This is a genomic window from Kamptonema sp. UHCC 0994 (genome assembly GCF_029167235.1).
Lineage (GTDB): Bacteria > Cyanobacteriota > Cyanobacteriia > Cyanobacteriales > Microcoleaceae > Kamptonema.
Genome location: NZ_JARFTR010000264.1, coordinates 1 through 12,552, shown reverse-complemented (window position 1 = coordinate 12,552; position 12,552 = coordinate 1). Strand labels below are relative to the sequence as shown.

Annotated in this window: 13 protein-coding genes; 3 read left to right on the top strand and 10 right to left on the bottom strand. The window is 41.6% G+C overall.

From position 1 onward, the window contains the following. Window positions 1-45 precede the first annotated feature (45 nt). A complete protein-coding gene (locus tag PY364_RS23315; protein ID WP_275526764.1) occupies window positions 46-2,556 on the bottom strand; it encodes a CHASE2 domain-containing protein in 2,511 nt (836 codons plus the stop codon). 258 nt (window positions 2,557-2,814) lie between these two features. After that, a complete protein-coding gene (locus tag PY364_RS23310; RefSeq protein ID WP_275526762.1) occupies window positions 2,815-3,585 on the bottom strand; it encodes a DUF928 domain-containing protein in 771 nt (256 codons plus the stop codon). A 543-nt stretch (window positions 3,586-4,128) separates the two neighbouring features. On the opposite strand from PY364_RS23310, the gene PY364_RS23305 reads away from it, so the two are divergent. Beyond that, entirely contained in the window at window positions 4,129-4,764 is a 636-nt protein-coding gene (locus PY364_RS23305) for a type I restriction enzyme HsdR N-terminal domain-containing protein (protein WP_275526760.1), read from the top strand. Window positions 4,765-4,820: 56 nt separating this feature from the next. On the opposite strand, the gene PY364_RS23300 is transcribed toward PY364_RS23305, so the two are convergent. Next, complete coding sequence (locus PY364_RS23300; protein WP_275526758.1) at window positions 4,821-7,415, bottom strand: CHAT domain-containing protein; 2,595 nt, start codon at window positions 7,413-7,415, stop codon at window positions 4,821-4,823. On the opposite strand from PY364_RS23300, the gene PY364_RS23295 reads away from it, so the two are divergent. Beyond that, on the top strand, window positions 7,366-7,824 hold the full coding sequence (locus tag PY364_RS23295) for a hypothetical protein (RefSeq protein ID WP_275526756.1): 459 nt from the start codon (window positions 7,366-7,368) through the stop codon (window positions 7,822-7,824). The genes PY364_RS23300 and PY364_RS23295 overlap by 50 nt on opposite strands. 40 nt (window positions 7,825-7,864) lie before the next feature. Here the strand turns inward: PY364_RS23295 and PY364_RS23290 are convergent, their stop codons facing one another. Next, window positions 7,865-8,152 (bottom strand): hypothetical protein, encoded by a 288-nt coding sequence (locus PY364_RS23290; RefSeq protein WP_275526754.1) that lies wholly within the window; start codon window positions 8,150-8,152, stop codon window positions 7,865-7,867. A gap of 151 nt (window positions 8,153-8,303) precedes the next feature. Between PY364_RS23290 and PY364_RS23285 the strand changes: the two genes are divergently transcribed. Further along, complete coding sequence (locus PY364_RS23285; RefSeq protein WP_275526752.1) at window positions 8,304-8,429, top strand: hypothetical protein; 126 nt, start codon at window positions 8,304-8,306, stop codon at window positions 8,427-8,429. Window positions 8,430-8,551: 122 nt separating this feature from the next. Here the strand turns inward: PY364_RS23285 and PY364_RS23280 are convergent, their stop codons facing one another. From PY364_RS23280 to PY364_RS23255, 6 genes are all read right to left on the bottom strand, one after another. Then, entirely contained in the window at window positions 8,552-9,322 is a 771-nt protein-coding gene (locus PY364_RS23280; RefSeq protein WP_275526750.1) for a glucosamine-6-phosphate deaminase, read from the bottom strand. Between the two features lie 102 nt (window positions 9,323-9,424). Then, window positions 9,425-9,994, bottom strand: coding sequence for a DUF3747 domain-containing protein (locus PY364_RS23275; RefSeq protein ID WP_007355604.1), 570 nt, complete (start codon window positions 9,992-9,994; stop codon window positions 9,425-9,427). A 250-nt stretch (window positions 9,995-10,244) separates the two neighbouring features. Beyond that, complete coding sequence (locus tag PY364_RS23270) at window positions 10,245-10,373, bottom strand: hypothetical protein (protein WP_275526748.1); 129 nt, start codon at window positions 10,371-10,373, stop codon at window positions 10,245-10,247. Window positions 10,374-10,436: 63 nt separating this feature from the next. Continuing rightward, complete coding sequence (msrB, locus tag PY364_RS23265) at window positions 10,437-10,931, bottom strand: peptide-methionine (R)-S-oxide reductase MsrB (protein ID WP_343278618.1); 495 nt, start codon at window positions 10,929-10,931, stop codon at window positions 10,437-10,439. 68 nt (window positions 10,932-10,999) lie between these two features. Then, entirely contained in the window at window positions 11,000-11,716 is a 717-nt protein-coding gene (locus PY364_RS23260; RefSeq protein WP_275526746.1) for a molybdopterin-dependent oxidoreductase, read from the bottom strand. 10 nt (window positions 11,717-11,726) lie between these two features. Further along, window positions 11,727-12,332, bottom strand: a complete 606-nt coding sequence (locus tag PY364_RS23255; RefSeq protein ID WP_275526743.1) for a cytochrome b/b6 domain-containing protein — start codon at window positions 12,330-12,332, stop codon at window positions 11,727-11,729. Window positions 12,333-12,552 lie beyond the last annotated feature (220 nt).

Genomic DNA, 12,552 nt, shown 5'->3' with positions numbered 1-12,552 from the left:
CGGTGACATACCGCCCAGAGGGCGGCGTTACGGTGGAATCGCAACTCAACTTTGACAGCGTTCTAGATAAATTTTAGCTGCCTTATCCAGCGGATTAATTAATAAACACGCTTTAAAAAGTTGTGCAGATTTAGTAAAATTCCCATTCATATAGAGAAACAAAGCTTCCTCAAAAATTGGCTTAGTAGCTAACTTAGCCTCTCGCATTTCCGGCTCATCCGCATCAAATACTTCATAAACAGCCACCATTTTTGACTTACCCTTAACTTGTACTCTATCCATAAATCGGATTGAATAATCATCGTAATTTTGCAATCGTAAAAAAGTGTGATGGCTAATTAATAATGACACCCCATAATTTTTTGTTAATCCTTCCATCCGCGAAGCTAAATTCACAGAATCGCTAATTACAGTGCTGTTCATGCGGTTTTCTCCGCCGACAGTACCCAACATCAAAGAACCTGTATTAATTCCTACCCCAATTTGTAGCGATGGCCGGCCTGGCCGACCTCTAGTTTTATTGTATTCAGCAAGCTCTTTAAGCATAGCAATAGCAGCTTTTACAGCATCATCGGCTTCGCCGCTAAATAGTGCCATAATTGCATCGCCAATATATTTATCAATAAATCCATTGTTAGCAGTAATTGCAGGTTCCATGCGCTTCAAATAGGCATTAATAAATTTAAAATTATCTTCAGGAGTCATGCTTTCACTCATGGTTGTAAAATCACGAATGTCCGAAAATACAATAGACATTTCTAGCTTGACTTGATCCCCTAATTTTGCTTCAATAATACTTTCATATCCAAGTAAGGCTAGAAATTCATGGGGTACGAAGCGGCCATAGGCATCGGTAAGCTCTAGTTCAGCATCGAGGGATTTTTCTAAATCTTGATTGAGTTCGGATAGTTCTTCTAGTAAGCTTTCTCTTTCCGCTTCCGCTTTTTTACGTTCTGTGATATCAGTAAAAGTTGCGATTGCATAAGCGATATTACCAAATTCATCATAGACAGGAGTTGCCCGACATTCTATAGGAATTATCTCACCATTAGCCGCGCGAATTTCTAAATTATCTACCATTTTTTGTTCCCCTTTCAAAGCTCGCACGATTGGTAATTTTTGATTGGGATATAGTTCGTCTGTACCGGCTGCATAAATTTGATAAACTTTTGCTAATTCCTTGGCGGTGGCGGAGGCCGCAACTTTTTTTCCCACTAATTCTTGTATTTTATTGTTAGTATAATAAGTCTTGCCATCTGCATCAATTACTGCCACTCCCACAGGTACAGCTTCTAAGAATTGAGCGAGTCTTTTTTCGCTTTCGCGGTGCAACCTGCGACTATGTTCAACTGCAATGGCAACAGCAGAACCAGTTACACCCAGTAGCGGGGGAATCACAGGTATCCACCAACTTCCTAGAAAGGCTAAATAGCTAACAGTAGCGAGACTGCTTCCTGTCCCTAAAATGCACGCAACTAAGAGCGTTCCTTTAGCTAAAGTATTGTTTCTAAAACGCTTTGATTCTAGCAGCCGCCAACTCCAACCAGCACTCGCTGAAGACCAAATTAAAACCCAGAAAACTTCTAGAAAATGCGGCCAAACTTGAATTAAAGGTCGTCCTTCTATGGCAGCGCTCAAAATTTGGCTAATTATATTTGCATGAATTACTACTCCGGGAGTCCGCTTGGGACTACCGCCAGAAGTTTTGCTGTAAGGAGTTAATAGTAAATCGTTGAGGCTGGGTGCAGTTGCACCAATTAAAACAATGCGATCGCGCATTAAATTCGGAGGAATTTTACCCTCTAAAACCTGTGTCATTGAGATCGTGGGAAAACTTTCCTGGGGCCCGCGAAAGTTGAGGAAAATCTGGTAGCCGCCGGAATTTGCTCTGACGTAGCCGCCGTCATTTCCTGTGAAAGGTACAAATACTGCTTTGCCTAATCTTAAGTGCATTTTAGCAGCATCAATCATTTCCAGAGAAATGCCTTCTTTTTCTAAATACATCAAGGACAGTCTTGTACCTAAACCTAATTTAGTTTGACCATCTTCGGTGTTGACAGAGAGCAAAGCTCGCCGTACTTTGCCGTCGGTATCTAATACTAAATCGGCGATACCTACTCGATCTAATTCGCTCAATGCTGGCGGCGGTGGAACAGCATCTCCAACGACTTTTTCTACGCCAATAAAATTCGGGGTGGTTTTAAATACTTGTACTAATTCTTTGTTCCCAGGCTGTACTGGCAAGTTGCGGTAAAAATCTAAGCCAATAGCTCTAGGTTCCTCGGCCTTGATGTTTTTAATTAATTTAGCTAGGACGGCATCAGATATCGGCCATTTGCCAATGCGAGTGATATCTGATTCGTCAACGGTGACAATAACTATACGCTGGTCAACAGTTTCTAGGGGACGTAACCGAAAATATTGATCGAGGGTAACTAATTCGATTAGCTGTAAGAGTCCCGCATATTTGGCAGCCATGACTAAGAATGCCACGCTGGGAGCCGCAATCAGAACTGAACGCCATTTCCAAATTCGCTTTTTGAGCTGTGGCCACATCTGCGATTAGCATCCAGATTTGATAGGAGAATCTGGGTTGCTAGCATGATTTTAGTTGAGCAACCACGATTTGGGGAAATAAAAGGGGGGAGTTTTGAGATTGCTTCGTTCCTTGCGACGCTTCACGCTGCATAAGTTTTGAGTTTTGAGTCAATTTCATTAGGCAAAGACGGGATGCGTTGCTAGGAATGAAGTAGTCCCCCCAAACTCTTCTTTACTATCTTCCGCATTAGCCTTCCGCCTTCTGCCTTTTTTTTATTACAACAGTGGTTTAGTAGCGATCGCATCTAATCCCACTGATGTTAACAATTGTGTCCAAGTCGCCTCTATGGAGGAATCGTTGGGTTCTAATCGTCTCAGTTCGGCTACTGTAGCCAGAGTATCGTACCAAATGCCACCATTGCCATACAAAGCAGCACGCTCCAAAGGTGTGGCTTTTTCTAGCTGGCTGGTTAAGGTGGGGTTAAGCTGCGATCGCATAATTGTCCCTTCTACCGTCGGACTGTCGGGCCTGAGTGCATTACCGCACATAATCACAAAAGACCACTTGTAATTTTTGCCCGTTTCTAAGGCCGGTGCGCTATCCGGGAGGCTGACGCTGACAATTCCCGCTTTGCCAGTAATCGGTATAGTCGTTTGGTAGTGGCTGTTTTTGTCGTCACCTTCCAGACTAAAAAATACCTTTCGTGCTGAAGTTTCAGGGACGTAAACAAAGAAAGTTGGGCGTGCCGCCACCGTTAGCGCTTGATAATTCGCCGGGGTTAAAGGTGTCGCCGCTAGACCAGAATTTGCAGGATCTTGAGCGCATTGGGCGCTGCTGCGGGATGCTCCCCCTGCGGAGTTGTCGGGTTTCCCTGCGCCGGGAGGGCTGAATGTGACGCTGACTTTGGAGTGGTTGGGTATAGTTTGAGCTTTTTGGTTAGATGGCTCAGCCTGTACTTGGGCCGATAAGGTGCTGGCGAAGGGCACTTGTAGGCAAAGAGCGATCGCCAACAGCTTCAAATGTTTCAAAGAATTGTGCTTAATCATAAATTGGGAATGTTGTTTATTTGACAGAACCTACCCAGTAATTCACGTACAGCCTCTTTCTGGGTAGTGACTTTACCACCCCGAAGGCGACGCTACAAATAGAACTGCGTAAGTCCTATTTGAGTTGTTCCAAGTCGAGAGGTCGCACCCTAGTATATTCATAATAAAGCCTCACTCCTAGTATATTTATAAAGCTTTTGTAAATCAACCCCAAGATATATTTTATTACAAAGTGGCATGAAAACCCTGCAACTGTCGCTCAGAGAAGAAAAGCCACTGCTGGTTTTAACTTCCCAGTCAGCGAGAACTTACACATTAAAAGCTGATTTCCTGAATTAAGACTTAGAACGGCTACAAGTATTAAGCTAAAAAATATACTTTTGCCACATGACCCTTATTTATTTTCCAGTTCTTTGTTAGAGTCTGTTGGTATGGTTCCTTCGTTGGTAGAATATGTTGATATTGTTCCTTCTTTAATACCCAAAACAAGAATTGCAGTATAAGGTTGTAAAATAATATTATTGTTTAGCCAGAAATATACCTATGGTTGTTACACTGCCTATTTCTAAAACGATTTTAACGATCGCAGATGTTGAAAACAAATTTCAACTAATGCCTTGCACTGCACCCACATTTTTTCGGGAGTGGCAGGACGATTTACCAGAACTCACCGAGATTGAACGAGCAACACTCGATCGCCTTTTGGTGAGATTTGCAGGACATAGAAGGCGCGGCATTCTAGCAGAGGGTGCTGTGGATAAGCTGATGATCTCGCCACTTTTGGACTTGGTTGGCTTTTATGAACCTGAATATGAGGTACGTACTGAAGAATCAGTTGAATTCGCTTTGGAAAGCGATGAAGAAGTTTTGCGCGGTAGAATTGACACTTTAATTGTGCGCGATCGCATCTGGATATTGGTAATTGAGGCAAAACGAACCATCATGGCTTCCTTAGCATTGCCACAAGCCTTGTCCTATATGATGTGTAACCCAGAACTAGAGCTTCCATCTTTTGGGCTAATTACCAATGGAGATGAATTTATTTTTGTGAAGGCGATCGCAAAGCCAACTCCTTTGTACAGTGCATCGCGATTGTATTCGCTATTTTTTCCCACTGGCAGTCAAGATTTGACTGAAGTGTTTCGTGTTTTAAAACAGATTAAAATGCAAACAGGTTAGATTGACAAATATTTGAGAGTATTAAAGGGTTTGGTAAAAGATATTCCCCTTACCAATTACAGCCAATTACCCACCAAAACAAAGGGAGCCCAATAAAAGGGATGTTCGTAGCGAGATTGCTTTAAAAGAGCCAACTGACCAAGACGGAGAGCTTCAGCTTTAGTAATATTAGGTTGAGCAAGTTCCCGGTAAAATTCCGCCATCAGTGTAGCAGTAGAATCATCGCGTACAGACCAAAGCGTTGCCAGGGTACTACTCGCACCAGAACGCACCGCAACCCCCGCCAATCCCAGAGCCGCCCTACTGTCACCAGCAGCAGTTTGGCAAGCACTAAGAACTAGCAATTCCACTCTCCTAGAGTCATTTTGTCCTCTTGAACTACTCAGTAACTTCTCAAAATCTCTAACATTAATTTTTTCATTCCAAGTCAGGATAAATGTTTCTTCGGGATTAGAACTAAACTGACCGTGAGTAGCCAAGTGAATCACAGGAAAAGAATTTTCACTAATTTGCTTTTGCAAATTAACCTCGCTAAAATCCTGATTCAATAGCACCTGAGAAGGAATTTCTAAGCTAATTTGATTAATTTCTGATTTTACTGCTGGTAAGGCTGAAAATCCTTGACGAGCATCAGTCAATCCTCCCGTTAAAGCCTTGATTTTTCTCCGACCAAGGGCTCGTGCTTCTAGTAGCTGCAAACCCGGAGTAATAGCAACACTGTATTTTTCGATCAGATATTGTTTGCCATCATAAAGAGCAGCCATTGGCAAATTACGAAGAATTCCATCAAGGACAAATACTAGGGTTTTAATGTTATATTTGACTAAATCTGCTTCTGATGGCTGAATTAGCCAAGTGTAAACTTGTTGAGAAAGCCGCAGGCGTTCCTGGCTTGAGAAAGCAGGATTTAAAGATTGCAACATCTCATCTAAGGTGGTTTCTAAATTGTTTTTAGGCAATTTAGTTTCGTAATAGTATAATGGTTGTTTTGGCAGGGAGAGAATTACCGCTAAACGCTCTGCTAAAATAATCGGATAAATCACCGCTGCTTGCGGATCTATTTCATCAATTTGCTGCGGTTTAACATCTAAACAAGCTTCTCGGAAAAAGTTATCTAATTCTGCCAATTGCAATGCTTCAATTAATTTTCGTGCTTCCTTAAGATTTTCTTGACTGGGATTAGTATCTAATAGCAACTCTACTAACTCTCTATAGACTGGCTCCACACTTTCACGAAAAGAAAATTGAACATCAGGATTGATAGTAACTAAATCAGTTCGCAGAGATTGGAGGGTTTTTACTGCTTCTGAATAAGCTGCAATTGCCATCGGCAAATTTTGTTGCTGTTTGTGAATCCTCCCTAACTGCCATTGCCAACGAGCGGCTATATTGTCAGCACTAATTCCTTGAGCAATTATCAGAGCTTGCTGAGTTAAATTTTTTGCATCTTCCCACTGTGTGGACTGTTCATAGAGTTTTCCTAACTCTCCCAAAGCATAAGATTCTGCTTTTGAATCTTGCAATACAGTCGCTTGTTGAATAGCTGTAGCTAATACTTGAGCTGCTTGTTTTGTAATGGATTTTTGAACGGATTGAACGGCGAAATTATCGCTAGTTGATGGCTCTTTTGGTATTTCGATTACGCTCAAACTTTGGGCATAATTAACTAGAGCATAAACTGTAGCTCGACTGGGTGGCAAGTTCGTTATTTGATTTTCAATTTGAGGCAATAAAGAGGTAATATCTGCTAAGTTTTTAGTTTCTATACTCAAACTGAGTTCATTGAGTAAAGCCTGTATGCTAATATGATTGTTCTGGCAATTATTCTCAGTGTTAGTACAGGTGGAAAGTTGAACTGCTTGTCGGTAGTATGCCAAAGCAGTTTTAGAATCTTGCAAAGCTCTGGCGGTATTTCCTAAACTTAAGAAGGTGGCACTGACTTCTCTTTTTTCAATAGCCACTGCCCCTGGATTGGCAGTCTGTAATTGCTGAGCAATTAGCAAACTTTGCTCTAATATTTTCTGAGATTCACGCAAGTCTCCCACGACTTGTAAAGCAACTCCTAAACTTCGCAATCCTGTAGCTTTTAATATAGAATTAGCTTGGGCTTGCAATTTTTGATTTGCTTGCTCTAACATTGCCTTAGCACGACGATAAAGACCCAAGGTTTGTAAGGCTTGGGCTTGGTTAATTTGACTGCCTAAAATTCCAGTTTCATCTCCAGCTTTAGTATAAGATGCTTCTGCTTTTTTCCAAGTATCAAGAGCAGCTTCAGTTTGTCCTGCTGCCAACTGCAAACGCCCTTGAATATTTAAGGCTTGAGCGAGCACAATCGCCGAGGAATAATTATTAATTGAGGAGTTGTTAATTAAGTTGAGACTAGAAGTAATAGCTTTTTCTGCTGCTGGCAAAACTCCTAATTCTTGATAAGCCAAAGACAAATAGCTTAAACTAAGAGATTGATTGAGACTATCGCCTTTTGCCTCATAATTTTGAGCTGATTGTTGCCAAATTACTGCTGCCTCAGAAAACCTTCCCGCCTCATAAAGAATTCTACCTTTTTCAATCGGATTGGAAATAGAAGAAGACGGAACTTGAGCAATGCTAGTTTGGGGATACTGTGCTATTACGGGAATAACTATTATTACCACCAAAAAAGTCAGGAATCCCAACCAAAGGAATGAGAGGAAATTTTGTCTGCAATTGCGGACAAAACTTCTGAAGCGAGATTTACTCGCCCAACTCGGAATCGCTTTCAAGAACAAGAGGATTTTTGCTCTCACGTTATCGCTCACTGCAAATAGTTGGTCTATTCTAGCCCACATTGAAACAAATGCAAGTGCGATTGCGGTTCAAAAATCAGATTATGTTTTGATTGAGGAGGGTTTTGTAGAAAATTTATTTCTGGAATGTCACAGTTTTTGGGGAGGGTTGCCTACAGGATATCGGCTAACCCGCACAATAATCTCAATCTATGACTTACCCAAAGCTGTTTTTAACGCCGCCATCTTGGCGGTATCTTTACCGCCAAGACGGCGGCGTTTCGTTAGCAATGTGTAAGTCTTGAAATCATTATTATCAAACTTAAGGTGAAATGGCATTACTTCTCAAAAGAGTGCCCAGTGATCCTCACAAAGGATCTCATTAAATTGGCATATTCCTTCTGAGTAATCGTACCTTCGCCGCAAATTTGAGATAGAGAGCGGTTTAGAGCGTTAAACGCTGTTTCTACATCAATCCAATGCTGACCCGCACAGATAGCTTGATCCGAGGTAGGGTAATATTCTTTGGATGTGAATATGGCCCCTGTCGGGAGGAGCACTTGCCACTTCCAGCGATTGTTTGCAGGTAAGGGGTAAACCTGGAACCTGTAGTTTTCTTCAAACATCGGTTTACTTCTCAAACAACTTTAAATAATTTTTTAATAAGTTTACAACAATCAGGATACGCGAATCTTAATTTGACATAAAAATTATAGCTAATTAAACCTAACAATCTATTGACAGATGTAACAATATCTGAGTTAATACCAGGTGGGGATGTTTGCCTTAAATCAACGGTATCGGGCTGTTGAGATGCGATCGCGATGTGGTAAGCTCGATCCCCTCCTCTCCTCAAAAAATAGGAACCGCCAAGATGGCGGCGTTACGGATGGTTTTGTGTAAGCCCTATTAGAATTTTAATTCGCACTGTTTAAACACATTTAAATGTAAAATATGGATGATAAAAAAGCTTGCTGTATAAGCCTTCTTTCTTGTTTATTGTTTCTTCTTTCTTCTGCCTTCTACTAAAGTAAACTGGCTGAATCTATATCTAAAAATAGAGTTGCCTGAGCCTGCATTCGCAGAAATGAAGCGGGAAGTACAACACTAATTGACCCCAAAAGCATCTCCTTAACCGCAGAAGCCTTACGTTTTTCTGGTGCGAGGCAAATAATTTTCTTAGCCGAGCCAAGCAATGGTAGAGTAACTGTAAAAGCATACTGGGGCACAGCTTCCAAATGGGAAAAAAGACTCTGATTTACCTGTTGTAGGCGAGTCGCCAGATCGAGTTTTACTAATTTTACACTTCTGCGATCGCCAAAATCAGCCACAGGCGGATCGTTAAAAGCCAAATGCCCATTTTCGCCTAAACCAAGGCAGCACAAATCAATCGGCTGTTCCTGTAAAAGTTTAGCATAGCGATCGCACTCCTCTAGCGGTTGAGCCGCGTCTCCTTCGATGTAGTGAAATACCCCAGGATGCACTCGACTTTCCACCCTTTCCCGCATATAGCGGCGGAAACTAGCAGCATGATTAGCATCAATTCCCAAATACTCATCCAAATGGAAAAAAGTGATTTTAGACCAATCTATACCTCCTAAAACAATCAAAGCTTCCAAAAATTTAATTTGCGAATTACCAGTCGCAAGAAGTACAGTAGCACTCCCCTGTTTAGTCAGAGTTTCCTGTAAATAAGTTTGTGCAATTTGTGCCGCGTCGTTTGCTAATTGTCTCTCAGTCTCGTAGAGACGAACCGAAAGCGCATCTACACTGAAGATTTTGTTAGGTGTAAACAATTGCGTAATGCTCTAGTTAGGGGCTAGGGAAGAGGGAAATAAAATCAATGGTTTCAGCAATAAGCGAGTGTCCTAACCGTCTTGGCGGTTACTATAGGCCGTTCACCGATTCACTAACGCCATGTTATTATTAGTAAGATAAATATGCCCTAGCATCTTACCATTATACGTCCGCTTAGCAAAGCGCCAGCCTGGTTCCAGAGAAATCTTAGTTAAACCATTAGCAACACCGCGAGTACGACCAATCACCATCGGCGCAGCAGAAGGATTGCGGCGATTAGTGCCAACCAGTACCATCTCTCCATTAACGCGCTGAATATTAAGATTATATTGCATCCCTAAATCAGTTCCAGCAACCCGAATAGAGTAGCCATTACTATCAGTAGCGCGTCCGCAAATTCCCGTGAAATTAAACTTTAATAGTAGGGGATTTACAGTAACAGGACGATTGCCGCTTTCACTCCAGCAAGCGCGTTTATTCGATACCTGTTCTAGAATTACTAATTGGTGAGTAGTACCGCCTCGAAATGGAACTGCGGCGGCTACAAATTTAGTTTGATCAACATCTTTTTGACCAAAGGTGAAAGCCGCAATCGCGGGAGTTATTGCAGAAATTGTGCCGATAGCAGTAGCAGCAAGAGCAGCGAATTGAAGTTTGAGTGAGGTTTTCATAGAGCGCCTGTATTTGAGTTATGAACTCATTATTTAGAAAGCGCCTAAGATTTTGTATAGTATTCGTTCTAGTTCCTCAACTGTCTCGCTTGATTTTTAATCAGCTTCAGCCAATACGCCTTTGGAAATCGATAAAAGCTTTACTGTGTCTTAACTCTGGTGGGGAGTGTCAGAGGTGGATTTCCCCTAAAGTCCGGCCTAAGCATTGTTACAGTTAGGCAATTGTCTGTTTTCTTGACATCTTGGGGTTCTAGTACAGGAGTAAAAGATAGCCAAACAGGTTGATTCCACAGGATTTATCTACCAATCGCGTAACGCCGCCATCTTGGCGGTAAAAATACCGCCGGGACGGCGGCGTTACGAAAATCAAATCTTTCATCTTGGGGATGAAGATACCGCCGGGACGGCGGCGTTACAAAAATCAAATCTTTGTAGCAGAATATCACCCACCAATAAATTTGAGAGCCACGCCATTCATACAGTAGCGTTTACCAGTTGGCTTAGGGCCGTCATCAAATACATGACCCAAATGCCCACCGCAGCGACGACAATGTACTTCAATTCTAGTTGTAAACAAAGAATTATCAACAGATGTGCCAATTGCCCCTGGTATCGGGTCAAAAAAGCTTGGCCAACCCGTACCGCTATCAAATTTAGTTTCCGATGAAAAAAGTGGCAAATCACAGCCAGCACAGGCGTATATACCCTTCCCATATTCCTTGTCGAGAGGGCTAGTATGAGCGCGTTCAGTACCATGTTGGCGCAGCACTTGGAACTGTTGAGCAGTCAAGATTGTACGCCATTCCTCTTCACTTTTAGTAACTTCAAAAACGTCATTAGAAGATGCCATAACTTTTGATGTCCAAGGTAAATAGCGAGATAACCATGCCATACCTACCATTCCTCCACCAGCTTGCAAAAAAAATCGTTTCTTCATTATACATCATCCAGTTGCTAATCAACAAACCAATCTCGACCGATTAAACATAAAGAAGCAAGTTACTATTATAGTCCTCCAAACCACTCATAACCTCGATCTTCCCAGTAACCTTTTTCTGGTAGTAATTCACTAACTAACGTAATTTTAGTTACCCACTTACTCTGTTTATAACCTAGCTTAATTGGCGATGCTAGACGTAAAGGTGCGCCATTTTCGATACTCAAAGGATTACCATTCTTTTGATAAGCCATCAAAGTTTGAGGATGCAAAGCTGAAGCAATATCCCAACTTTCGTAGTAGTCATCGGCAGATTTAAAGTAAATGTAGCGAGCATTTGCCTTTGGTTGAGCAAGAGCTACTAAATCCCGCAACCGCACCCCACCCCACTGCACAATAGCGGCCCAACCCTCCACACAAACATGACGAATTGTCATTACAGTCAAAGGCATAACTTTAATTTCTTCTAGACTTAAATTCAGAGGACGATTTACATCACCATCAATTATCAGGCGAAAAGATTTTACATCAAGCTCTGGAGTTGAATCAAAAGTATTGATAATTAAGGCATCAGGTTCTATGGCACTAGGTGGAAATTCCGGTACAAGTTTTTGAGGATTAAATAACAAGGTTTCTACACTTTCGTTGAAAGGTTCAAAACTTTTACCAATTATATTATCGGAGGGAACTAATCCACAACTGTCCAAAATTAAACCGATACCAGCCAGTCCAGATAATTGAAGAAATTGGCGGCGTTGCCATGACTTATGAGAATTTGGAAACATTAAAAAACCTCTACCAAAAAATTGACTTAATCAGGCGAAAACCCCCAACCTTGAGGCCTAGCCAAGAGTGAACGAGTGAAAAAATAATGACAGTAGGAACCGATATAAAGTGAACTATTCTCAGAGCCTGCCAACTGCCAAATAAATCAACAATCCAGTGGAATTGAGCAGGTTTATACATTCCCAGCCCACTAAATACAGCTAGCAGTAAAACCGGAATAATTGCTGTGTAAGCTAAGCGATGCCATGAATAATTTTTGCGCTTAACATTTTGAGAATTCTGTAAAGCTTTGAGGTCATTATAGCCGAGAAAACGATGCTGCCAGCGGCGGGTAATGAAAATATAAAGCCCATACCAAAAAAGATTGAGTGCGAATAACCACATGGCAGCGAAATGCCAATGCCTACCAGCACCGAGCCAACCACCTAACAAAATTATAGATGGAAATTGCCATCCCCCTCTCCCCCCAAAAACTGGATTAGCATTGTAAATTTGCAATCCACTACCAATCATCATTACTAAACTAATGATATTTAGCCAGTGAAATAACTTAGCCAGTGTTGCCTGGTTTGGTAGTCGAGGTCGAGATTTTTTAGAAGGAACAGATGAATCCATAGTAAGTATTTAGCTAAATAGGAGGAGGTATAACCATTTCATTTGTACGATCGCAGGTTAATTGCTAATTGCTAATTGCTAATTGCTAATTGCTAATTGCTAACAATTTTGACTGCCATACAACTTTTCATCTTATAGCAAATACCAAGGTAACTAGGTTAGGACAACTTTATTGTTTTGAGAACTTACGTAACGCCGCCCTCTGGGCGGTGACATACCG